General features: G+C 74.3%; 23 protein-coding genes, 1 tRNA gene and 1 riboswitch. Of the genes, 7 read left to right on the forward strand and 17 right to left on the reverse strand.

Going from position 1 to position 22,596, the window contains the following annotated elements; translation table 11 throughout:
• Positions 1-122: 122 nt before the first annotated feature.
• The 5 genes from ACFVS0_RS02765 (at position 123) to ACFVS0_RS02785 (ending at position 5,431) form a co-directional block, all read left to right on the forward strand.
• On the forward strand, positions 123-1,637 hold the full coding sequence (locus ACFVS0_RS02765; RefSeq protein ID WP_430587098.1) for a sugar ABC transporter ATP-binding protein: 1,515 nt from the start codon (positions 123-125) through the stop codon (positions 1,635-1,637).
• Positions 1,634-2,665: an ABC transporter permease gene (locus ACFVS0_RS02770; protein WP_430587099.1), complete on the forward strand. Its 1,032-nt coding sequence runs from the start codon at positions 1,634-1,636 to the stop codon at positions 2,663-2,665. The genes ACFVS0_RS02765 and ACFVS0_RS02770 overlap by 4 nt, the downstream gene beginning before the upstream one ends.
• Complete coding sequence (locus ACFVS0_RS02775) at positions 2,662-3,711, forward strand: ABC transporter permease (RefSeq protein WP_430587100.1); 1,050 nt, start codon at positions 2,662-2,664, stop codon at positions 3,709-3,711. Before ACFVS0_RS02770 ends, ACFVS0_RS02775 begins: the two co-directional genes overlap by 4 nt.
• Entirely contained in the window at positions 3,708-4,754 is a 1,047-nt protein-coding gene (gene rhaS / locus ACFVS0_RS02780; RefSeq protein WP_430562458.1) for a rhamnose ABC transporter substrate-binding protein, read from the forward strand. The genes ACFVS0_RS02775 and rhaS overlap by 4 nt, the downstream gene beginning before the upstream one ends.
• A gap of 62 nt (positions 4,755-4,816) precedes the next feature.
• The gene (locus ACFVS0_RS02785) at positions 4,817-5,431 is read left to right on the forward strand and encodes a TetR/AcrR family transcriptional regulator (protein WP_430551966.1); all 615 of its coding nucleotides are present in this window, start codon (positions 4,817-4,819) and stop codon (positions 5,429-5,431) included.
• A 53-nt stretch (positions 5,432-5,484) separates the two neighbouring features.
• On the opposite strand, the gene ACFVS0_RS02790 is transcribed toward ACFVS0_RS02785, so the two are convergent.
• Both ACFVS0_RS02790 and ACFVS0_RS02795 read right to left on the reverse strand, forming a co-directional pair.
• The gene (locus ACFVS0_RS02790; protein ID WP_430587101.1) at positions 5,485-6,582 is read right to left on the reverse strand and encodes a Gfo/Idh/MocA family protein; all 1,098 of its coding nucleotides are present in this window, start codon (positions 6,580-6,582) and stop codon (positions 5,485-5,487) included.
• Positions 6,579-7,379 (reverse strand): sugar phosphate isomerase/epimerase family protein, encoded by an 801-nt coding sequence (locus ACFVS0_RS02795; protein WP_430587102.1) that lies wholly within the window; start codon positions 7,377-7,379, stop codon positions 6,579-6,581. The genes ACFVS0_RS02790 and ACFVS0_RS02795 overlap by 4 nt, the downstream gene beginning before the upstream one ends.
• A 203-nt stretch (positions 7,380-7,582) precedes the next feature.
• On the opposite strand from ACFVS0_RS02795, the gene ACFVS0_RS02800 reads away from it, so the two are divergent.
• Positions 7,583-8,221 (forward strand): dihydrofolate reductase family protein, encoded by a 639-nt coding sequence (locus tag ACFVS0_RS02800; protein ID WP_430562455.1) that lies wholly within the window; start codon positions 7,583-7,585, stop codon positions 8,219-8,221.
• A 21-nt stretch (positions 8,222-8,242) separates the two neighbouring features.
• Here the strand turns inward: ACFVS0_RS02800 and arfB are convergent, their stop codons facing one another.
• The 12 genes from arfB to ACFVS0_RS02860 form a co-directional block, all read right to left on the reverse strand.
• A complete protein-coding gene (arfB, locus tag ACFVS0_RS02805; RefSeq protein ID WP_430585518.1) occupies positions 8,243-8,680 on the reverse strand; it encodes an alternative ribosome rescue aminoacyl-tRNA hydrolase ArfB in 438 nt (145 codons plus the stop codon).
• A gap of 58 nt (positions 8,681-8,738) precedes the next feature.
• A complete protein-coding gene (gene bsh, locus ACFVS0_RS02810) occupies positions 8,739-9,686 on the reverse strand; it encodes a choloylglycine hydrolase (RefSeq protein ID WP_430551971.1) in 948 nt (315 codons plus the stop codon).
• A gap of 449 nt (positions 9,687-10,135) precedes the next feature.
• Positions 10,136-10,212: transfer RNA gene (locus tag ACFVS0_RS02815), tRNA-Pro, on the reverse strand.
• 51 nt (positions 10,213-10,263) lie between these two features.
• Positions 10,264-10,791 (reverse strand): 6,7-dimethyl-8-ribityllumazine synthase, encoded by a 528-nt coding sequence (gene ribH, locus ACFVS0_RS02820; RefSeq protein WP_430562453.1) that lies wholly within the window; start codon positions 10,789-10,791, stop codon positions 10,264-10,266.
• On the reverse strand, positions 10,788-12,116 hold the full coding sequence (locus tag ACFVS0_RS02825) for a bifunctional 3,4-dihydroxy-2-butanone-4-phosphate synthase/GTP cyclohydrolase II (protein ID WP_430587103.1): 1,329 nt from the start codon (positions 12,114-12,116) through the stop codon (positions 10,788-10,790). The genes ribH and ACFVS0_RS02825 overlap by 4 nt, the downstream gene beginning before the upstream one ends.
• On the reverse strand, positions 12,113-12,754 hold the full coding sequence (locus ACFVS0_RS02830) for a riboflavin synthase (protein WP_430587104.1): 642 nt from the start codon (positions 12,752-12,754) through the stop codon (positions 12,113-12,115). Before ACFVS0_RS02830 ends, ACFVS0_RS02825 begins: the two co-directional genes overlap by 4 nt.
• 3 nt (positions 12,755-12,757) lie before the next feature.
• The gene (gene ribD / locus ACFVS0_RS02835) at positions 12,758-13,825 is read right to left on the reverse strand and encodes a bifunctional diaminohydroxyphosphoribosylaminopyrimidine deaminase/5-amino-6-(5-phosphoribosylamino)uracil reductase RibD (RefSeq protein WP_430587105.1); all 1,068 of its coding nucleotides are present in this window, start codon (positions 13,823-13,825) and stop codon (positions 12,758-12,760) included.
• A 139-nt stretch (positions 13,826-13,964) separates the two neighbouring features.
• A riboswitch (FMN riboswitch) is annotated at positions 13,965-14,094 on the reverse strand.
• A gap of 119 nt (positions 14,095-14,213) precedes the next feature.
• Positions 14,214-15,257, reverse strand: coding sequence for a hypothetical protein (locus ACFVS0_RS02840; protein ID WP_430587106.1), 1,044 nt, complete (start codon positions 15,255-15,257; stop codon positions 14,214-14,216).
• 29 nt (positions 15,258-15,286) lie between these two features.
• Positions 15,287-16,870, reverse strand: a complete 1,584-nt coding sequence (gene der, locus ACFVS0_RS02845) for a ribosome biogenesis GTPase Der (protein ID WP_430585528.1) — start codon at positions 16,868-16,870, stop codon at positions 15,287-15,289.
• Between the two features lie 91 nt (positions 16,871-16,961).
• Positions 16,962-17,654, reverse strand: coding sequence for a (d)CMP kinase (cmk, locus tag ACFVS0_RS02850; protein WP_430587107.1), 693 nt, complete (start codon positions 17,652-17,654; stop codon positions 16,962-16,964).
• 112 nt (positions 17,655-17,766) lie between these two features.
• Positions 17,767-18,627 (reverse strand): pseudouridine synthase, encoded by an 861-nt coding sequence (locus ACFVS0_RS02855; RefSeq protein ID WP_430551980.1) that lies wholly within the window; start codon positions 18,625-18,627, stop codon positions 17,767-17,769.
• 86 nt (positions 18,628-18,713) lie between these two features.
• Positions 18,714-19,337, reverse strand: a complete 624-nt coding sequence (locus ACFVS0_RS02860; protein ID WP_430562446.1) for a TetR/AcrR family transcriptional regulator — start codon at positions 19,335-19,337, stop codon at positions 18,714-18,716.
• Between the two features lie 104 nt (positions 19,338-19,441).
• On the opposite strand from ACFVS0_RS02860, the gene ACFVS0_RS02865 reads away from it, so the two are divergent.
• Entirely contained in the window at positions 19,442-19,864 is a 423-nt protein-coding gene (locus tag ACFVS0_RS02865) for an organic hydroperoxide resistance protein (protein WP_430551982.1), read from the forward strand.
• Between the two features lie 20 nt (positions 19,865-19,884).
• On the opposite strand, the gene ACFVS0_RS02870 is transcribed toward ACFVS0_RS02865, so the two are convergent.
• The 3 genes from ACFVS0_RS02870 to ACFVS0_RS02880 are packed head-to-tail and all read right to left on the reverse strand — an operon-like array spanning position 19,885 to position 22,473.
• Complete coding sequence (locus ACFVS0_RS02870; protein WP_430551983.1) at positions 19,885-20,574, reverse strand: SMC-Scp complex subunit ScpB; 690 nt, start codon at positions 20,572-20,574, stop codon at positions 19,885-19,887.
• Complete coding sequence (locus ACFVS0_RS02875; protein ID WP_430562529.1) at positions 20,571-21,548, reverse strand: segregation and condensation protein A; 978 nt, start codon at positions 21,546-21,548, stop codon at positions 20,571-20,573. The genes ACFVS0_RS02870 and ACFVS0_RS02875 overlap by 4 nt, the downstream gene beginning before the upstream one ends.
• A complete protein-coding gene (locus ACFVS0_RS02880) occupies positions 21,541-22,473 on the reverse strand; it encodes a ParA family protein (RefSeq protein ID WP_430562445.1) in 933 nt (310 codons plus the stop codon). The genes ACFVS0_RS02875 and ACFVS0_RS02880 overlap by 8 nt, the downstream gene beginning before the upstream one ends.
• Positions 22,474-22,596: the final 123 nt, after the last annotated feature.

The following is a 22,596-nucleotide window of genomic DNA, read 5'->3' on the forward strand; positions in this document are numbered from 1 at the left end:
ACATCGACACGATCCGCAGCGGCGCGTTGACGGTGCGCACCGGGGCGAATAGCGTGCTGTGGCAGGCACTTTGAATCGTTTTTAGGCATCGCTCGCGACAACGACGTCGGAGGGAGTGGCCCATGGCGAGCCCACCCGAGGGGCCCGTGCTCGAGCTGCGGGACGTGCGCAAGTCGTTCGGACCCGTCGTCGCGCTGCGCTCCGGCGCGCTGAGCGTCGACGCCGGGTCGATCCACGCCCTCGTCGGCGAGAACGGCGCCGGCAAGTCGACCCTGGTGAAGATCCTGTCCGGCCTGTACCGCCGCGACGCGGGCACGTTCCGGCTGCACGGGCACGACGTCGACTTCACCACCACCGCCGAGGCGAGGGCGGCGGGGGTCGCGGTGATCTACCAGGAGCCCACCCTGTTCCCGGACCTCAGCGTCATGGAGAACATCTTCATGGGCCGTCACCCGCTGCGGACCGGACGCCGGGTCGACCGCCGGGCGATGCGCGACGACGCCGCCGCGCTGTTCGCCCGGCTCGGCGTCTCCCTCGACCCCCTGCGCCCCGCGGAGGGCCTGTCGATCGCCGACCAGCAGATCATCGAGATCGCCAAGGCCATCTCCCTCGACGCGAGCGTGCTCGTCATGGACGAGCCCACCGCGGCGCTGTCCGGGCACGAGGTGCGCCGGCTGTTCCAGGTCGCCCGCGGTCTGCGCGACGAGGGCCGGGCCCTGGTGTTCATCTCCCACCGCCTCGACGAGGTCTTCGACCTGTGCGACGCCGTGACCGTGCTGCGCGACGGCGAGTACGTAGCCACCACGGCGGTCGACGCCACCACGGTCACCGAGGTCGTGACGCACATGGTCGGCCGCACCGTCGACGACCTGTACCCGAAGGTCCCCGCGCCGATCGGCGACGTCCGGCTGGAGGTCCGCGGCCTGCAGCGCGCGGGCGTGTTCCACGACGTGTCGTTCGACGTCCGGGCCGGGGAGATCGTCGCCCTCGCCGGGCTCGTCGGCGCGGGCCGCAGCGAGATCGCCCGGGCGGTGTTCGGCGTGGATCCCTACGACGCCGGCAGCGTCCGGCTCGACGGCCGCCCGGTACCTCCGCGCAGCCCGCGCGCGGCCGTCCGGGCCGGGATGGCCCTGGTCCCGGAGGACCGCCGGCAGCAGGGCCTGGTCACGGACTCGACGGTCGCACGGAACGTCACCGCCGTGATCCGGTCCCGGATCGCCCGGCTCGGGATGCTCACCTCGCGGCGCGAGAGCGACGCCGCCGCGCCCTGGGCGTCGCGGCTGGAGGTCAAGACGAACGCGCTGGACATGCACGGCAGCACGATGAGCGGCGGGAACCAGCAGAAGGTCGTGATCGCCAAGTGGCTCGCGACCACACCGACCCTGCTCATCATCGACGAGCCCACGCGCGGCATCGACGTCGGGACCAAGGCCGAGGTGCACCGCCTGCTCTCGGAGCTCGCCGGGCAGGGCATGGCGATCCTCATGATCTCCTCGGAGCTGCCGGAGGTGCTCGGCATGGCCGACCGCGTGCTCGTCGTCGCGGAGGGCCGCGTCACCGCCGACCTGTCGCGCGACGAGGCCACCCCCGAGGGCGTCATGCACGCCGCCACCGCGACCCTGGAGCACCAGCCGTGACCGAGCAGCTGGTGGAGCCCAGCCGCCTCTCCCCCGCCCGTCGCGCCTGGCGCACGGTGCGCCGCTCCCGCGAGCTCGCCATCGCGCTCGTCCTGCTCGCCGTGATCGCGGCCGCGACCGCCGCGAACGACAGCTTCCTGCTCAGCCCGAACAGCTGGCGCGACCTGCTCCTCACGCCGTCGGTGCTGGTGGTGCTCGCGGTGGGCCAGGCGGTCGTGATCATCACCCGCAACGTCGACCTGTCGGTGGGCTCGATCCTGGCGCTCACCGCCTACCTCAGCGGGCGGCTGTTCATCGCCAACCCGGACCTCCCGGTGCCGGTGGTGTTCCTCGTGGCCATGCTCGCGGGCGCCGCTCTCGGCCTCGTGAACGGGCTGCTCGTGGGCCTCGGGCGCGTGCCCGCCCTCGTGATCACCCTCGGCACGCTGTACGTGTACCGGGGCGTCGTCCTCACCTGGGCCGGCAGCGACCGGGTCAACGCGTCCGACCTGCCCGGCACGTTCCTCGCCCTCGGGACGCGGACCGTGCTGACGGTGCCCGTCCTGGCGGTGGTCGCGATCGTCGTGCTCGCCGCCGTGGGCTACTACCTGCACACGGCCCGCGGCGGCCGCGAGCTGTACGCGATCGGGTCCGAGCCCGAGGCCGCGGTGCTCTACGGCCTGCCCGTCCGCCGCCGGGTGATCGGCGCGTTCGTGCTCTCGGGCGCGCTGGCCGGGCTCGCCGGGATCATGTTCGCGGCCCGTTACGGCACGATCAGCTCCGGGGCGGGCCTCGGCACGGAGCTGCAGGCGGTCGCCGCCGCGGTCATCGGCGGGGTCGCCATCTTCGGCGGCAGCGGCACCGTCTGGGGCGCCGCGCTGGGCGCCGTCCTGCTCGTCACGATCAACCGCGCCCTGCCGATCCTCGGCATCCCCGACTTCTGGCAGCAGGCCGTGGTCGGCGTCCTGATCATCGGCGCGATCGTGCTCGACCGGCTGCTCGCGAACCGCACGGCCCGCCGCCTCGTCCGCGCGAGGGACGCCCGATGACGGCCCCGGGACGCCCCGAGCAGGCCGGGCGCACGTACGCCGCCCACGCCCGACCCTGGTGGCAGCGCGCCCTGCTCACCCGCGAGGCGGGGATCATCGCCCTGCTCGTGGTGGTCGTCGCGCTCTCGCTCCAGTACGTGGACAACTTCCGCAGCCCGCTGACGCTCCCCTACCTCGTGCTGGACACCGCGCCGATCCTGCTCATCGCGCTGCCGATGACGCTCGTGATCATCACCGGCGAGATCGACCTGTCGGTCGCCTCCGTGGTGGGGCTCTCCAGCGTGACCGTCGGCCTCCTGGTCGAGGCGGGCTGGTCGGTGCCGGCCGCCGCCGGTACCGCGCTGCTCGTGGGCGTGGCGTGCGGCGCCCTCAACGGCTTCCTCGTCGCGTTCGTCGGGCTGCCCTCGCTCGCCGTGACGATCGGCACGCTCGCCCTGTACCGCGGCGTCGCCGTGGGGCTGCTGGGCACCAAGGCCGTCACGGACTTCCCCGAGCGCTGGACGGACCTCGCGACCGCCCGGCTCGGGGACACCCAGCTCCCGGTGGTCCTCGTGCCGATCGTCGTGCTGGCCGCCGTCTTCGTCGTCCTGCTGCACTTCACGCCGTTCGGCCGCGGGGTCTACGACATCGGCCTCAGCCCCGACACCGCGCGGTTCAGCGGCGTGGGCGTGGCCCGGACCAAGCTCCTGCTCTTCGTCCTCACCGGCGCGGTCGCCGCCTTCGCGGGGGTGTTCTTCACCCTCCGCTACGGCAGCGCGCGCGGCGACAACGCGACGGGCATGGAGCTGCAGGTGGTCGCGGCCGTCCTGCTCGGCGGCGTGTCGATCTTCGGCGGCCGGGGCGCGCTGCACGGGGTGCTCGCCGGCGTGCTGCTCATCGGCGTCGTCTCGAGCGCCCTGCGGCTGGAGAGCGTCACCGTCAACGTCATCAACATCATCATCGGCGCGCTCCTCGTGCTGTCGGTGATCTCCCCGAGCGTCACCGCCTGGATCGTCCGGCGCCGACGCCCGACCACCCTGCGGCCCGTCGGAAAGGAAGAACGATGAAGCTCACGAACCAGCGGTCGGCCGCCCTCGCGGCCCTCGCGATGACCGCGGCCCTGGCCCTCGCCGGATGCTCCTCCGGGGGCGACGACGGCGGCGGGGGCGGCGGTGAGAGCGGCGGCGGCGGGGGCGGCGACGTGTCGGTCGTCATGCTGCCGAAGAACCTCGGCAACCCCTACTTCGACACCAGCACGAAGGGCGCGAAGGCCGCCACGGACGAGTTCGGCGGCTCCTTCTCGGAGGTCGGGCCCGACACCGCCACGCCCGACGCGCAGGTGCCCTTCATCAACACCGCGGCCCAGCAGGGCACCCAGGCGCTCATCGTGTCGGCCAACGACCCGAAGGCGATCTGCGACGCGCTCGACGAGGCCCGGCAGGCCGGCACGAAGGTCGTGACCTTCGACTCCGACACCGACCCCGCGTGCCGTGACCTGTTCGTCAACCAGGCCTCTGCCGAGGGCATCGCCGAGGTGCAGGTCGACATGATCGCCGAGCAGATCGGCGACGCCGGCGAGGTCGCCATCCTCTCCGCCAGCGCGAACGCCACGAACCAGAACGCGTGGATCGAGCTCATGGAGAAGGACCTGGCCGACAACCACCCGGACATCACCCTGGTCGACACCGTCTACGGCAACGACGACGACCAGACCTCGTTCGACAAGACGGCGGCGCTGCTGCAGTCGCACCCGGACCTCAAGGGCATCATCTCGCCCACCACCGTGGGCATCGCCGCGGCGGCCCGATACGTGTCGACGTCGGACGCGAAGGGCAAGGTCGCCGTCACCGGCCTGGGGACGCCGAACCAGATGCGCGAGTACGTCAAGGACGGCACGGTCACCGAGTTCGCGCTCTGGAACCCGGAGGACCTCGGGTACCTCGCCGCGTTCGCGGCGGACGCCATGGTCGAGGGCACCATCACCGGGGCCGAGGGCGACTCCTTCACCGCCGGCAAGCTCGGCGACTTCACCGTCGACGCCGACGCGACCGTGCTGCTCGGCGACCCCTACCGGTTCAACAAGGACAACATCGACGACTTCGACTTCTGACGGTTCGGGGCCTGTCGGCCACGGCCTGACGGCCGGTCGCCCACGCCGGGTAGGTTGGCGGCGTGGGCGGACCGGGCGGGGCAGACGACGAGGCGCCCCGGCGCGGCTACGCGAAGGGGGCGGCGCGCCGGGCACAGATCCTGGACCAGGTGCTCCGGATGGTCGCGGAGCACGGGGTCGACGCGTCGTCGCTGCGGTCCGTCGCCGACGCGGTCGGCGTCTCGCACGCCACGCTGCGGCACTACTTCCCGTCGCGCGACGACCTGCTCGTCGCCGTCTATCACGAGCACGAGGTCCAGCGGAGCGACGCCGGCGGGCCGCCGTCCTCGGCGGTCGGCGGGATGCGCGAGAGCGCCGTCCTCAACCGCGAGGTGCCCGGCCTCGTCCAGCTCTACACGACCCTCGCCGGCGACGCCGCGGGCGCGGGCCATCCGGTGACGCGCGAGTTCTTCCGCGAGCGCTTCGCCCGCCTGCGGGCCGAGCTGTCCGACCAGGTCCGCGCCGACCAGGAGGCGGGCCGCATCGACCCCGCCGTCGACGCCGGGGACCTCGCCGCGCTGGCGATCGCCGCGTCCGACGGCATCCAGGTGCAGTGGCTGCTCGACCCCGACGCCGTGGACGGCGCGCGCGTGCTCGAGCTGCTTGAGCGGCTGGTGCCGCCCCCGCCGGAGGTCTGACGCGACGAGGGGCCGGGTCCCGCAGGACCCGGCCCCTCGGCGTGACGGCGAGGTCAGAAGGTCGACGCCGCCGGGTCGAAGTCCTCCGCCAGCGGCGGCGGCGCGTCGACCGTGGACGCGACGTCGATCGCCGTCCCGGACTCCGCGGCGTCGCGGATCGCGAGGAGCACGTCGAGCACGTGCAGCGCGACGGCACCGGACGCCCGCTCGGGCCGCCCCTCCCGGATCGCGCGGGCCAGCTCGACGACGCCGGTGCCGCGGCCCCAGGTGGATCCGGTGGCGGGGACGGTCTCGGGCTCGTCCTGCCCGTAGCGCCACAGGGTGGAGTCGCCGTCGAACACGTTCGGGTCGGGCAGCACGATCGTGCCCGTCGTGCCGTTGATCTCGACGAACCCGGCGCGCGGCAGGGCGTGCTGGAACGAGAACGTCGACTGCGCCGACTGCCCGCCGCGGAACTGGATCAGCGCCGCGTGGTGGGTCGGCACCTCGACGGGGAACGTCGCACCGGCACGCGGGCCGGACGCGATCGTGCGCTTCTCGAGCGACTTCGACGACACCGCCTGGACGCGGGACGCCGCCCCCAGCGCGTGCACGAGCGTCGTGACGTAGTAGGGCCCCATGTCGAACAGCGGGCCCGCGCCCGTCGCGTACAGGAAGTCGGGGTCCGGGTGCCATGCCTCGGGGCCCGGGACGTGGAACATCGTCGTCGCCGTCAGAGGCTCGCCGATGTCCCCGCGGGCGATGGCGCGCAGCGCGGACTGGATGCCCGCGCCGAGCACGGTGTCCGGGGCGCACGCGACGCGCAGCCCCTTCGCCTCGGCGACGGCAAGCAGGGCGGCGGCGGACGCGTGGTCGGTCGCGATCGGCTTCTCGCTCCACACGTGCTTGCCGGCGGCGACGATCTGGTGCCCGACCTCGGCGTGCACCGCCGGGATCGTCAGGTTGACGACGATCTCGATGTCGTCGCGGGCCAGCAGCTCCTCCACCGTGCCCGACGACGGGACGCCGTAGGCCTCCGCCTGCGCGCCGGCCCGGTCGAGCAGCACGTCGGCGACCATGCGGACCTCGACGTCGGCGAACTTCGTGAGGTTCTCGAGGTACTGCGTGGAGATGTTCCCGGCACCGATGATGCCGACACCGACGCGGCTCACTTGTCGTTCTCCTGCAGCCAGGCGAGGGACGCGGCGACGCCCTCGAAGACGTCACCCGCGTAGGAGTCGAACTCCACGACGCGGATGGCCTGCGGCGCGGCGGCGAGGATCGCCGGCACGTCGACGTCGCCCTGCCCGGCGGGCACCTGGTTCTCGTACGCGGCCTTGAGGGCAGGCGGCACGTCGAGGGCGCTCTCGCTGGAGGGCAGCACGGTCGCGATGTCGCCGGACACCTCCCCGTCCTTGACGTGGATGGCGACGACGCGTTCGCCGAGCGTCTTGAGCACGGCCGGTGCGTCGGCGCCACCGACGGTGGCCCAGAAGGTGTCGACCTCGAGGACGGCCTCCGGGTCGAGGTGCTCGGCGAAGATCTCGAACACCGGGCGCCCGTCGACCTTGTTGGTGAACTCCCACTGGTGGTTGTGGTAGCCGAAGCGCAGGCCGTGGCCCGCCGCCCGGGCCGTCAGCTCGTTGACGCGCTCGGCGAGCTTCTTCGCGTCGTCCGCCGTCTGCCACCGCTCGGTCGGGACGAACGGGTCGATGACGATCCCGATCCCGAGGCGGGCGGCGGCCTCGAAGACGACGTCGGGCTCGGCGACGTCGATGACGGCGGCGTGGCCGGACGGCGCGGCGAGACCCGTGGCGGCGAAGGCACGCTCGAAGTCGGCGGCGCGCTCGACGAACGCGTACGGCTCGACGTGCTCGTACCCGATCTCGCGCACGCGCGCGACGGCGGCGTCCAGGTCGGCGGCGATGGCATCCCGCAGCGAGTACAGCTGCACGGACGTGATGGGCATCTGGGGCTCCTTCGCGTGGTCGGCGGTCCGACTTCCGTCGATGCCCGTACAGAAGTACGTCGCACCGCGCCGGAAGCCGTGAACGAGCCTACCCCCAAAACCTCACAGTGGAAGGTTTCTGCGCCGATGAGTTCCTCCGACCCGGGAGGTCCTTCCCGTGAGCCGGCCGACCATGTGGGCCGGACGACCTTCCGGAGGACACCATGGGACTCATCCACCTCGAGCTGTTCGCCACCCTGGACCTGGTCGCCCAGGCGCCGGGCGGCCCCGACGAGGACCCGCAGGGCTTCCCGTTCGGGGGCTGGCAGGCCCCGCTGATCGACGAGGTCGCCGGGGAGCAGATCGACGCCGCCTACGGCGAGGGGACGGACGCGCTCCTGCTGGGCCGGCGCACCTACGACATCTTCGCCGCGTACTGGCCGCACCAGAGCGGCGGCGGCCAGGACGGCGACATCGCGACCCTCTTCAACAGCATCCCGAAGTACGTCGCCTCCCGCGGCACCCCCGACCTCTCCTGGGCCGGCTCCACCCAGCTCGGCCCGGACCTGCCCGCCGCCGTGCGGGAGATCCGCGACCGCCACGAGCACGTCCGCGTCGTCGGCAGCCTGAATCTCGTGCAGACCCTCCTGCACGAGAAGCTGTTCGACCGCATCGACCTCTGGGTCCACCCCATCGTCCTGGGCGTCGGGAAGAAGGTGTTCGACGGCGGGGAGGTGCCGACGAACCTCCGGCTGCTCGAGCCCCCTGCCGCCGGCCCCAGCGGCACCGTGTACCTCCACTACGGCCTCGCCGACGGCGTGCCCGCCACGGGGGACATGGGAGCTCCGGACCGCGGCGCCTGACGACCGCCGCGGTCCGCCGGTTCAGTCCAGCGGCGGGCGCCGCATCCGCTTGACGCCCGCACGACGCTTCTTCGCGTCGATGCGCCGCTGCGCCGACCCGCGGGTCGGCCGCGTCGGGCGGCGGCGCGGCCCCGGCGGCGCGAGCGCCTCGGCGACGAGCGCCGCGAGACGGGTCCGGGCGACCTCCCGGTTGCGCAGCTGGGCGCGGTGCTGGGAGGCCGCGACCGTCACGACCCCGCGCACGGCACGGCCCGCCAGGTGCTCGAGGACCCGCGCGCGCTGCGCCTCCGTGAGCGACCTCGACTCCCCCACGTCCCACGACAGCTCGACGCGCGAGTCCGCCGTGTTCACGCCCTGACCGCCCGGACCCGACGAGCGCGAGAACCGCCAGGACAGCTCCCGCTCGGGGACGACGAGGGCCGCCGTCACGCGCAGGCCGGAGTGAGGGTCGTCGGGCACGCGTCCATCATGCCTGGTGCGTGCCCGCGAGCGCGGCCTCGACCTCCTCCACGTCGCGCTACGCCAGGACCAGGTCCGAGCCGTCGGCCGGATGGTCGGCCATCGCGACGCTGCGGATCGCCGGGTCGTCGTAGGTGTTCCAGTAGTACGTCGAGGTCTGGGAGGAGAAGAGCCCCGTGTAGATCGTGATCTCGAACTCGCCCGAGCCCATCGCGGCGCAGCCGTCGACCATCGCCACCTGCTGCAGGGTATGGAACGCGCGGCTGACGTTCTCCGCCTCGCTCTCCCTGCCGGGGTAGTGCGCGTTGACGTACGCCGCGCGGACGAACCGGGACGGCGAGTAGTAGTCGCCGGGGATCCCGCGCATGTGCGAACCCGACCCGAACGGGCCGAGGAGCGCCCTGCCCAGCGCGACGTCCTGAGGAAACTCCGGCGAGGTGTTGAGGTAGTTGCGCAGGTTCTCGTGGTGCCAGGCGAACCCGGGCTGGTTCGTCAGCACGTCGACGTCGTCGTCGAACACGTGCATGCCGTCGCTCGTGTGCTCCACCACGATCGCCCGCGTGCCGTCGGCGACGATCCAGTGGAGCAGCGAGCTGGGGAACTTGTCGTTGATCGGCCGGTCGACGATCACCACGTCCGCGAGCGCGGCCTCGACCTCGTCCACGCTCGCGAACTGCGAGCAGACCCACAGGGGGAACTCGAACGCGGCGACGTTGACGGCGCCGTCCACCGGGGCGGGGGCGTAGGCCGCGTATCCCGGGAAGTTGAGCCCTGCCACCGCCAGCCCCGCGTCGTTCCCGCAGTCGAAGTAGAGCGGCGTGGCCTCCTCCACGATGCCCATGCCGATGGTGGCGTGCTTGATGTCGGGCACGGCACCGAACGGCGACCTCGGCGCGAACCCGGTGGGCGTCATCACCACCTGCTGCCCGTAGCCGGTCGTCCAGTCGAGGTTTCGTGCGAGGTAGACGCTGCCGTGACCGTCGGAGAACCGGATTCCCGTGCACATGTCGTGTTTCCCCTCGTCGTCGTGTCGATGCGACGTGCCTGAGGCGTGCTCGCCCTTGCCGCGTCGTGTCCCGTCTCGTGGCCATCGTCGCCCGCAGCGGACCGGGTCGCCCGGGGGGCGACGCACGGGGCCGCAGACGCGTTCGTCCGGTGGCGGGGTCAGGACACGTCGGCAGCAGGTCCGTCGGGCGCGAGGGTCGGCAGCCTGTACCGGGCGTACGAGCCCACGTGGATCGCGTGCAGCCCGCCGACGTGGCCGACATCCTGAGCTCTCGAAGGGCCCGCCGCCATGACCGTGCGCTCGCGACGGCCGAGCTGATCGTCGCTGTATCGGCGTTGCCGTCCCATGGGAGGACCGTCGGGCGCGGAACCGACAAGGACCGCAGTGCCGATCGACCCGAACGACGAGAGGCTCGGACCGTCTCCGGTCCGAGCCTCTCGTTCGTGTGCTGGTCGGGCTGACAGGATTTGAACCTGCGACCCCTTGACCCCCAGTCAAGTGCGCTACCAAGCTGCGCCACAGCCCGTCGACCCCGCACGTGACACCGTGGTGCCACCCCGCAGGGCCGACCGAAATACTACCCCAGGTCAGACACTGGTCCCGCATCGGCGCGCGCACCGCCGACCTGTGTCGCCCGGACGGCACCGAGGACGCGCGCGGTGGCCAGCGCCGCGGCGGCGGCCTCGTACCCCTTGTCCTCGTGCGAGCCGTCCAGCCCGGCGCGGTCGAGGGCCTGCTGCTCGTCGTCGCACGTCAGGAGCCCGAACCCCACGGGGACGGTGTGGTCGAGGGCCACCCGGCTCAGCCCGTCGGTCGCGGCGGCGCACACGTAGTCGAAGTGCGGGGTGCCGCCGCGGATCACGACGCCCAGGGCGACGACGGCGTCGTACCCGGCCTCCGCGAGCGCCTGGGCGGCGACGGGCAGCTCGAACGAACCGGGCACGCGCACGACCCGGGGGTCGCCGACCCCGTGGTCGGCGCACGCGCGCAGCGCGCCGTCGAGCAGCCCGTCCATGACCACCTGGTGCCAGCTCGCCGCGACGACGGCGACGCGCAGGTCGGAGCAGTCGACGGGCGCCGCGGTCGGGGCGCCGGCGCCGCTCATCGGGCGGCTCCGGCGGCCGTCGGGGCGGGCCGGGTCGCGGGGAGAGTCGAAGGGAGAGTCGGGGCGTCGTGCATCGTTCCTCCGGTGTCGTGCGGGACGTCGGTCAGGTGGGGCAGGTCGTGCCCCATGCGGTCGCGCTTGGTGCGCAGGTAGCCGAGCGTGCGCGGGTGGGCGGGCAGGACGAGGGGCAGCCTCTCGACGACGTCCGCTCCCCCGGCGACGAGGCCGTCGACCTTGGCGGGGTTGTTGGTCAGCAGGCGCACGCCCGGTACCTCGAGGTCGCGCAGCACGTGCGCGGCGGCGGTGTAGTCGCGGGCGTCGGCGGGCAGCCCCTGGTCGAGGTTGGCGTCGACGGTGTCGCGCCCGACGTCCTGCAGGGCGTAAGCGGCGAGCTTGGCGGCCAGCCCGATCCCCCGCCCCTCGTGCCCGCGCAGGTAGACGACGACACCTCGGCCGGCCTCGGCGATCCGCCGCAGCGACTCGTCGAGCTGCGGCCCGCAGTCGCACCGCAGGCTGCCGAACGCGTCCCCCGTGAGGCACTCGGAGTGCACCCTCGTCAGCACGGGGCCGTGCTCGGGGGCGGCCAGGGCGTCCAGGGCCCCTGCCACCAGCGCGACGTGCTCGTCGCCCGAGCGGGTGTCCCGGTAGGCCACGGCGGTGAGGTCGCCGTGCCGGGTGGGCAGGGTCGTGACGGCGACGCGCTCGACGAGCAGCTCGGTCGCCCGCCGGTAGGCGACGAGGTCGGCCACGCTGATCAGCGTGAGCCCGTGCTCGGCCGCGAACTCCCGCAGCGCGGGCAGCCGCATCATCGTGCCGTCGTCGTGCACCAACTCGGCGAGCACGCCGGCCTCGCCCCGCCCGGCGAGGCGCGCGAGGTCGACGGCCGCCTCGGTGTGCCCGCGCCGCTCCAGGACGCCGCCGGGACGGGCCCGGAGCGGCAGCACGTGCCCGGGCCTCGTGAGGTCCGCGGGCCCGGTCGCCGGGTCGGCGAGCAGGCGCGCGGTGCGGGCCCGGTCGGCGCCGGAGATGCCGGTCGAGACGCCCGTGGCGGCGTCGACCGTCACCGTGTAGGCCGTGCGGTAGGCGTCCTGGTTCGCCTCGACCATGAGCGGCAGGCCGAGCCGGTCGAGCTGCGCGCCCGCCACGCCCACGCACACGAGGCCGCTGGTGTGCCGCACCAGGAACCCCATGAGCTCGGGCGTCGCGGCGTCCGCGGCCAGGATGAGGTCGCCCTCGTTCTCGCGGTCGGCGTCGTCCGCGACGACGACGGGGCGCCCGGCCGCGACGTCCGCGATCGCCCGCTCGACCCGCCCGACGGCGCTCACCGCGCCGCTCCCGCCGCAGCCGCGAGGCCGTGCGCGGTGCCGGACGCCAGGTGCCGCTCGACGTACTTGCTCAGCACGTCGACCTCGAGGTTGACCGGCTCCCCCACGGCGCGGGCGCCGAGCGTCGTGCGCGCCCGCGTCTCGGGGATGAGGCTCACGGTGAACGCGTCGTCCCGCGCGTCCACCACGGTGAGGCTCACGCCGTCGACGGCGATCGAGCCCTGCGCCACGACGTACCGCGCCAGCTCCGGGGGCAGCGCGATCTCGACGACCTCCCACTGCGTGCCCGGCGTGCGCGCGAGCACCGTGCCGACGCCGTCGACGTGCCCCTGCACGACGTGTCCGCCGAACCGCCCGTCGGCCGCGAGCGCCCGCTCGAGGTTGACCGGGTCGCCGGCACGCCGCCCGCCGAGGCTCGTGCGGGCCAGGGTCTCCGCCATGAGGTCGGCCGTCCAGGTGGCACGACCGTCGTGCTCCCCCGTCTCCGCGACGGTCAGGCAGCAGCCGTCGACGGCGATCGAGTCGCCGAGCCGGACGCCGTCGAGCACCCTCTCGGCCGCGACGGTGAGACGGGCGCCGTCCGCGTGCTCGCGCACGGCGACGACGGTGCCGAGCTCCTCCACGATTCCGGTGAACATGGCTCAGTGCTCCTTCCGCGGCCGCAGGGCCAGCCGCACGGTGGGGATGTCGGTGGGGTCGTCCGGGTCCCGGGGCAGGACGGCGACGTCGAGGAGGTCGAGGCGCGCGGCGTCCGCGATGGTCCCGATGCCGAGGTCGGCGACGGCGGAGGCGCCGACGCCGAGCAGCACGGGGGCGACGTAGGCGACGACGTCGTCGATGAGACCGGCGCGCCAGAAGGCGGCGGCGAGGGCGGGACCGCCCTCGAGCAGCACGTGCCGGTGCTCGCGGTACCAGAGCAGGTCCAGCACCTCGTGCGGGTCGTGGGTGCGCAGGTGCATCACCGCCTCCCCGGCGGCCGCGGCCCGCGCGAGCCGGGACGACGCGGGCAGGTCCCTCAGCCCGACGACGACCCGGTCCGGCTGCTGCCCCGTCAGCGGGACGTGCCGCACGGTGAGGTCGGGGTCGTCGGTGAGCGCGGTGCCGGTGCCGACGACGACGGCGTCGACCCCGGCCCGCAGCCGGTGCACGTCGTGCCGCGCGGCCCGCCCGGTGATCCAGCGCGAGGTGCCGTCGGCGGCCGCGGAACGTCCGTCGAGCGTGCTCGCGACCTTCCAGGTGACCACGGGACGGCCGAGTTCCAGCGCGCGCGTCCAGGTGGCGTTGAGGGCGCGGGCCTCGTCCGCCAGGACGCCGCCGACCACCTCCACGCCTGCGGCACGCAGGCGCGCGGCACCCCCCGACGCCGCCGGGTTGGGGTCGTGCTGGGCGTGCACGACCCGCGCGACCCCCGCCTCCAGGAGCGCGTCCACGCACGGCCCGGTGCGCCCGTGGTGGTTGCAGGGCTCGAGCGTGACGACGGCGGTGGCCCCGCGCGCGGCGCCCGGGCCGCGGGACTCGGTCGCGCGGCGCAGCGCCTCGACCTCGGCGTGGGGCGTGCCCGCGCCACGGTGGAGACCCTCCGCGATCGTCGCGCCGTCGGCGTCGAGGAGCACGCACCCGACGCGCGGGTTGGGTCCTCGGGCCGGCACCTGCCCGGCCAGCTCCAGCGCGCGCTGCATCGCGGCGCGCTCCGCCGTCGTGGCACTCATGCGTCCTGCCCCTGTCGTCCGGTCGCGGACCCCGGGGCAGGAAGGCGGGGTCGGGACGTGCTCGCACCTCCGGTCCCGGACGTCGTCACGACGGACGGCGCCGGCCACGAGGGCCGGGGACGGACCGGACGGGGAGCCGTCGCGTGCGCTTCCCATCCGGACTTTGACCGTCGGTCCAGGAGTTCCACCTGGTCAACCGGTCACAGGCTGTGACCGGGTCGCGGACTTTCACCGCCGGCTCGGAATTTCACCGACCCCAGAGCACGCGAGCTTTTCGCTCGTCACCGCCGACCGTGCCACGCTCCGCGACCACCTGGCAAGCCCGAGTGGCGGACGTCTCACGGGCCGGCCGTCGCTCCGTCGGTCCCGTGCGTCCGCGCGACGGCGCTCAGCGCGCCCGCGGCTTGACGGAGCGTCGCTCGTCGTCCCGCCCCAGGGCGACCCCGAGGGCGACGAGCACGACGAGGTCGACCGCCAGCCCCGCCACGGCCACCCACTGCACCGCGCGGAACGCGAGGAGCTGGGTGACCAGCAGGCTGACGAGGACGCCCCGGCGCACCCACACCGCGCCCGCACGATGGTCGCGCGGGCCGACGACGAGCGCCCGCACGACGCACGCCACCGTCACGGCGACGGCCGCGAGGATGCCGACGCCGACCCAGGTCGGGACCGCGACGCCGCCGAGCAGCACCCGCAGCGCCACCACGACCGACCCCGCGCTGGTGCCGAGTACCGCCACCGTCACGACCGCGGCCGCCCAGCGGTGCTCCATCGCGTCGGCGAACCACGCCGACACCCGGACGACCAGCGCCCGCACGGGGTCCGGCACGGCGACCGCGTCCGCGGGCACGGCCTCGACGAGCGCGGCCACCTCGTCGGCGGCGGGCTCGCCGCGGCCCCGCTCCACCAGCGCCCGCGCCTCCTCGCGCTCCGCGTCGGTGAAGCCGCCCGCCACCCCGGCCACGGCACGGTCGGTCGCCACCGCGAGGTACTCGGCCGGGTGGTGCGACCGCCTCCCGTGCAGGGCCTCCACGAGCAGCACGAGCACGACGACGACCGCGTAGATGAGCGCCGCCGTCGGCTCGTAGAAGTAGTCGTTGTCCGAGGTGACGAACTTGCCGATCTCGTCGACGAACAGCCCGAAGCCGACGCCGCCCAGCACCGCGCCGAGCGACCGTGGCGCCGGCCCCACCCAGGAGAGCAGCACCACCACCGCGAGCGCCAGGCCGAGACCGCCCCAGAGCACGTGCGCCACGTGCAGACCGCCGCCGCCCACCTGCGGGTAGCCGGACGCGGCGAGGAGGAACCGGGTCACGAGCACCGTCGCCACCGCGACCACCAGGAACGTCACCAGGTGGCGCACCGCGGACGTGTCGCGCGCCACGCCCAGGCGCAGCAGGCGACCCCGGCGGGCCAGCGGGGCAGCGCTCATCGGCAGCTCATCGGCAGCTCATCGGCGGCTCATCGGCGCCGCTTCTCCCGCACGCGGACGCTGATCTCGATGGGCGACCCCTCGAACCCGAAGGTCTCGCGCAGGCGGCGCTCGATGAACCGGCGGTAGCCCGCCTCGAGGAACCCGGTCGCGAAGATGACGAACCGCGGCGGGCGGGTCGAGGCCTGCGTGCCGAACAGGATGCGCGGCTGCTTGCCGCCCCGCAGCGGGTGGGGGTGGGCGGCCACCAGCTCGCCGAGGAAGGCGTTGAGGCGGCCGGTGGGGATGCGAGTGTCCCACGACTCGAGCGAGGTCTCGAGCGCGCGCGTCAGCTTGTCGGTGTGCCAGCCCGTGCGGGCGGAGACGTTGACGCGCGGCGCCCACTGCACCTGCACCAGGTCCCGCTCGATCTCGCGCTCGAGGTAAGGGCGACGGTCGTCGTCCATGAGGTCCCACTTGTTGTACGCGATGACGAGCGCCCGGCCGGCGTCGACGGCCTGGGAGATGACGCGCGTGTCCTGCTCGGTCATCGGCTCCGAGGCGTCGACGAGCACGACGGCGACCTCGGCCTTCTCGATCGCCGCCTGCGTGCGCAGCGACGCGTAGAAGTCGGCGCCGCGCGTCTGGTGCACGCGGCGGCGGATGCCGGCCGTGTCGACGAACCAGTACGGCACGCCCTTGATCTCCACGAGCTCGTCGACCGGGTCGCGCGTGGTGCCCGCGGTCTCGTCGACGACGACGCGCTCGGCCCCGGCGATCTTGTTCAGCAGCGAGGACTTGCCGACGTTCGGGCGGCCCACGAGGGCCACCCGGCGCGGGCCGGCGGGCCGCAGCTCCCCGTGCTCGGAGACCTCAGGCAGCACCTTCATCGCGGCGTCCAGCAGGTCGCCGGTGCCGCGGCCGTGCAGCGCGGACACGGGGTGCGGCTCGCCCAGGCCGAGCGACCACAGGTAGGCGGCGTCCGCCTCGCCCGACGGCCCGTCCACCTTGTTGGCGGCCAGCACGACGGGCTTGCCCGAGCGGCGCAGCAGCTCCACGACGCGCTCGTCGGTCGACGTCGCGCCCACCGTGGAGTCGACGACGAAGATGACCGCGTCGGCCAGCTCGACGGCGACCTCTGCCTGCTCGGCGACCTTCGACTCGATGCCGGCGACGTCGACCTCCCAGCCGCCGGTGTCCACGAGGGTGAAGTCGCGGCCGGCCCACTCGCCGGGGTAGCTCACGCGGTCGCGCGTGACGCCCGGGGTGTCCTCCACGACGGCCTCGCGGCGGCCGAGGATGCGGTTGACGAGGGTCGACTTGCCGACGTTGGGGCGCCCGACGACGGCGAGCACCGGCAGCGGCGCCTCGCCCGGGCCGAAGCCCTCCTCGTCCCACTCGGCGTCCAGCAGCGCGCGGTCGGCCTCGTCGAGCTCGAAGTCCTCCAGGCCGACGCGCAGCGCGCGCTCGCGCGCCTCGTCGTCGCCGTCGGACTCGAGGACCTCCGCCACGGCGTCACGGCCCTCGGTGTCCGCACGGTCCGCGGGCGCCGCGGCGACGCCGGGCGCAGGCGGGGCGGTGGGCTCGTCGGTGGGCTCGGCAGCAGGCACGGAGCCGTCGGCGGGAGTGGTCATGCGCACCATTCTCCCAGGCCGAGCGACGTGTCACGAACGAGACCCGCGTCACCGCGTCCGCGCGGCGTCGCGCAGCCGTCGCGGCGGCGCGTCAGGCGGTGACCTGCGCGACGACCGCGAGCACGGCGTCGACCGTCTGGTCGAAGTCGAGGTCGGAGGAGTCGACGGTGACGACGCCGTCGGCGGCGACCTGGAACTGGCTGACGGTGGAGTCGTCGCGGTCGCGGCGCAGCACCTGGTCGCGCGTCGCCTCGACGGCCGACTCGTCGGCGGCGCCGTGCACCTCGAGCGAGCGGCGGCGCAGGCGCGCCTCCTCGCTGGCGGTCAGGAGCACGCGGGCGTCGGCGTCGGGCGCGACCACCGTCGTGATGTCGCGCCCCTCAGCGACGATGCCCTTGCCGCCCGAGAAGCCGCCCGGCGCGCCCTCGGTCTCGATGACGGAGCGCTGCCGGCGTCGGAGCTCGGCGCGCACCTCGAGGTTGGTGGCCACCTGCGAGACGGCGGTGGAGACCTCGGTGGTGCGGATCGCCGCGGCGACGTCGCGACCGCCGAGGTGCACCGTCGGGGCCGCCGGGTCGACGCCCATCTCGAGCGGCATGGCGCGCACGGCGTCGGCCACCGCGGCCTGGTCGGCGAGGTCCGTGCCGCCGTCGACGCACCACAGCGTCGCGGCCCGGTACATCGCCCCGGTGTCGAGGTAGGCGAGCCCCAGCCGGGCCGCCACCGCCTTGGAGACGCTGGACTTGCCGGACCCGGAGGGACCGTCGACGGCGATGACGACCACGTGTGCTCACCTTCTGTTGTCGCGCGGTTCTGCCGCGCGGGACTGCGGGACTACGGGTGCTGCTGGGACTGCTAGGACTGCTGGGTCGACGCGGGTCGGTGGTGCGACGGCGTCACATGTCGACGTCGCGCATGAGGGTGCCGAGCTCGGTGCGCCCGAGCACCCGCGAGCGCCCGACTCGCAGGTCGCCGAGGGCGATGGGGCCGATCCGGGTCCGCACCAGGCGCGTCACCGGGAAGCCGACGGCCTCGAGCATGCGCCGCACGATCCGGTTGCGGCCCTCGTGCAGCACCACCTCGATCATGGTCTCGCCGGGCACCGAGTCCACCACGCGGACCTTGTCGGCGCGCGCGAGGCCGTCCTCGAGCTCGACGCCGTCGGTGAGCTGCTTCGCGTGGCGGGGGTAGAACTCGCCGCCCGTCACGGTGACGAGGTACGTCTTGCGGATCTCGTACCGGGGGTGCGCGAGCCGGTTCGCGAGCTCGCCGTCGTTCGTGAGGAGCAGCAGGCCCTCGCTGTCGGCGTCGAGCCGGCCGACGTGGAACAACCGCTCCGACCGGTCCTTGACCAGGTCGGCGAGCGTGGGGCGGCCCTCGGGGTCGCTCATCGTGGAGACCACGCCGAGCGGCTTGTTCAGCGCGAGGGTGATCTTCGAGGTGTCGAGCTGCACGCGCATGCCGTCCACGTGCACGGCGGCGGTGGCGGGGTCGACGCGCACGCCGAGCTCCGTGACGAGGACGCCGTCCACCTCGACGTGGCCCTCGGCGATGAGCTCCTCGCACTTGCGGCGCGAGCCCAGGCCCGCCTGGGCGAGCACCTTCTGCAGGCGGACGCCGTCGGCGACATGGACGTCACGGTCGGGCTCGCCCGAGCGCGGTGCGGGGCGACGGGGTGCGGCCTTGCGGGGGCGCTGCGCAGCGGGGCCCTGCGGACGGCTGGTGCGGCGGCTCCCGCCGCGGCGTTCGGTGCTCATGGTGCTCGATTCTCTCAGGTCCCCCCGAACCTGCTCGACACACCTGCTCGACACACCTGCACGACTGCCGCCCGACGCCCGGGCGGTCACCCCCGGTGGGCGGCCAGGACCGCGGCGAAGCCCGCGGCGAGGCGCGGCGCCACGACGCCCGCGTCGTCCACGTCCCCGCACACCATCGCCCCGTCGCGGAGCATCATCAGCTCGGCGGCCGCGGCCGCGGGGTCGTCGGCGCCGCCGTCGCGGGCGACGGCGGCGAGGAAGGCCGCGTACCAGGCGCGATGGTCGGCGACCGCGCGCCGGACGGGGTGTGCGGGGTCGGCGAACTCGGCCCCGGCGTTGACGAACGCGCAGCCGCGGAACCGGTCGCCCCGCGCCACCTCGCCGAGCGCCCCGGCGAGCGCCGCGAGGGCCCCGGCCGCGTCGCCCGCGTGCTGCGACCGGATCTCCTCCAGCCGCTCGCGCTCGGCGGCCGCGAGCTCCCCGAGGTAGGCGACGACCAGGTCGTCCTTCGTCGGGAAGTGCCGGTAGAAGGTGACCTTCGACACGCCGGCCGCGGCGATGACCTTGTCCGCGCTCACGGCACGGATGCCCTCCGCGTAGAAGAGCCCGCTCCCCGCCTCGACGATCCGCTCGCGCACCCGCCCGCGGCCGTGCCCGCCCGCCCGCCCGGCCGGTCCGGTGGCCGTCTCCTCCGGCGCGCTGGTCTCCATCTGCCCAACCTCTCACGTCCGGCCCGGCACCGGGCCCTTGCTTGCGGCGACGGTCGCCGCATGATCTAGTAGACGAACTAGTAACTCTACCGAGAGGACACACCATGAGCGCGATCTACACGGCGGTCGCCACCGCGACCGGCGAGGGACGGGACGGGCGGTCCCGCTCCGACGACGGGCTCCTCGACGTCGACCTCGCGATCCCGAAGGAGATGGGCGGCGCCGGCGGCGCCACGAACCCCGAGCAGCTCTTCGCCGCGGGGTACGCCGCGTGCTTCCACTCCGCGCTGAAGCTCGTCGCGCGGCGCGAGCGGGCCACCGTGAGCGACTCCGCGGTCGTGGCCGAGGTCTCCCTGCACCCGACGCCCGAGGGCGGCTTCGCGCTGACGGTCGCGCTCCATGCCGAGCTCGGCGGCGTCGACCAGGCCACCGCCGACGCCCTCGTCGCCGCCGCGCACCAGGTCTGCCCGTACTCCAACGCCACGCGGGGCAACGTCGACGTCACGGTCGACGCGACGGTCGCCTGACAGCCGCGGACGCCTGATCCTCAGGCGTCGGGCCCGTCCTCCGCCAGCCCGCGACGCAGGGCCGAGGACGGGTCCAGGGCGATCGCCTCCCCCACGTCCGGCAGGTGCGGCGCCAGGGGCGGCAGCTCCTCGAGCGACGACCAGCCCATCCGGTCGAGGAACTCGCCCGTCGTGCCGAACAGCACGGCCCCCGTCATCGGGTCCTGGCCCGTCTCCGCGATCAGGCCGCGGGCCAGCAGCGTGCGCACCACGCCGTCCACGCTCACCCCGCGCACCGCCGAGACCTGCCCGCGGGTCACGGGCTGGCGGTACGCGATCACGGCGAGGGTCTCCAGCGCCGCCTGGCTGAGCCGGGACGACTGCCCCTCGAGGACGAAGGCGCCCACGACGTCGGCCTGTGCCCGCGCGGAGTACACGCGCCATCCCTCGGCCCCCTGGCGCAGCTCGAAGCCGCGCGGGCGCCCGCCCGTCTCGCCCCGGTACTCCGCGGCCAGCTCCTCGAGCGCCCCGGCGACCACCGGCACCGGCCGCGCGACGCCCGCCGCGAGGCGCTCGACCGGCACCGGGGACTCCGCGACCATGAGCACGGCCTCCAGCGCCGCCGCCAGCCCGCCCGGCAGGTCGTCGACGTCCACCTCGACCTCGGCCGTCCGCTCGGCCTCGGCCGCCGGCCCGACGGCCTCGGCCTGCTCGTCCGTCTGCTGCGTCATGCCACGACCTCCGTCACGCCGGCGCCGCCTGCGGCGGGTGCGCCGGTCCCCTCGTCCTGCCCGGGCGTCCCGTCGAACTCCTCGAAGCCCGCCGCGAGCTCGCCGTCGTCGTCCTCGTCGTCCTCGTCGTCGCGGTCGCCTCCGGCGCCCGCGGTCCACCGCACGGTGAGCTCACCCAGCGCCGTGGCCTGCTCGAACGCCACCCGGCCGGAGCGGAACAGCTCCAGCAGGGCGAGGAACCTCGCGACGGCCACGAGCCGCTCCTCCCCCGCGACGAGCGCGCGGAAGGTCGCGACGTGCTCGCGCCGCAGCCGGCGCGCGATCACGCCCGCCTGCTCCCGCACGCTCACGGCGGGGGCGTGGAGATGGTCCAGCCCGACGACCGGCGGGGGTTTCGGCTCCAGCGCCTTGGCCGCCAGCTCGGCGAGACGCGCGCCGTCGAGGGTCCACACCAGCTCCGGCAGCAGCGCCACGAGGTGCGGCTCGAGCGGGACGGACCGTGGCACGCGGCGCCCCTCGGTCTCCAGCCGCTCGGCGAGGAGGCCGGAGACCTCCTTGTACGCGCGGTACTGGAGCAGCCGGGCGAACAGCAGGTCGCGGGCCTCGAGCAGCTCCAGGTCCTCGGCGTCCTCCTCGACCACGCCGGGCAGCAGCCGAGCGGCCTTGAGGTCGAGCAGGGTGGCCGCGACGACGAGGAACTCGCTCGCCGTCCCGAGGTCCCACGACGGGTGCTCCTCGCCGCGAGCCGTCGCCTCGCGCGACGCGGCCTCGGCCGCGCGGATGTGCGCGACGAACTCGTCGGTCACGGCCGCGAGCGCCACCTCGGTGACGTCCAGCTCGTGCTTCGCGATCAGCGACAGCAGCAGGTCGAACGGGCCCGTGAAGTTGTCGAGGTGCACCTCGAACCCCGGCCGGGCGTCGGAGCCGTCGACGGCGTCGACCGCCTCCCCCTGCTCCGGGGCGAGGTCAGGCAGCGTCACCACGGGCGACGAGCTCCCGCGCGAGCTGCCGGTACGCGGCGGCGCCGGCGTGGGTCGGGGCGTAGTTGGTGATCGGCTCGGCCGCCACGGACGCGTCCGGGAACTTCACCGTGCGTCCGATGACCGTGTGCAGCAGCGTGTCGCCGAACGCCTCGTGCACGCGCGCCACGACCTCCCGCGAGTGCAGGGTGCGCGAGTCGTACATGGTCGGCAGGATGCCGTCGATCTCCAGGGCCGGGTTGAGCCGGTCGCGCACCTTCTCGATCGTCTCCACGAGCAGGGCCACGCCGCGCAGCGCGAAGAACTCGCACTCCAGCGGGATGAGCACGCCGTGCGCCGCGGTGAGGGCGTTGACCGTGAGCAGGCCCAGCGACGGCTGGCAGTCCACGAGGATCACGTCGTAGTCGTCCAGGGCCGGGCGCAACGCACGGGCGAGGACCGACTCGCGGGCCACCTCGCCGACGAGCTGGACCTCCGCGGCCGAGAGGTCGATGTTCGCGGGCAGCACGTCCATGCCCTCGATGTTCGTGGGCTGCAGCACGTCGGTGAAGCTGACGTCGCGCTCCATGAGCAGGTTGTAGACGCTGAGGTCGAGGTCGTGCGGGCTGACGCCGACGCCCACCGAGGCGGCGCCCTGCGGGTCGAAGTCGACGAGCAGGACGCGGCGGCCGTACTCGGCCAGCGCGGCGCCCAGGTTGATCGTGGTCGTGGTCTTGCCGACGCCGCCCTTCTGGTTGCACATCGCGACGATGCGCGCGGGCCCGTGGGACGCCAGCGGCGCCGGGTCGCGGAAGTCGGGCAGAGGCCGCCCGACGACGTCGGTACGCGGTTCCTCGAGCCCGCCGGCCGGACTGCCCGGCGCGGGGCTGGTCGCGGTGGCCGCGGCCGGTGAGGCGTCGCTCGTGGTCGTCTGCGTCATGGTGTCGCTCCCGAGTCCCTCGCTCACCTGCGTCACGCTACCCCAGGGCCTGCCGGGGTCCGGGCGGCACGCCGGGCGCGCCGTCGTTCCGGCGGGCGGGCCGCGGCGGGCGTGCTGACGGGG

Origin of the sequence: Isoptericola sp. NPDC058082, assembly GCF_042885055.1 — a bacterium.
Lineage (GTDB): Bacteria > Actinomycetota > Actinomycetes > Actinomycetales > Cellulomonadaceae > Isoptericola.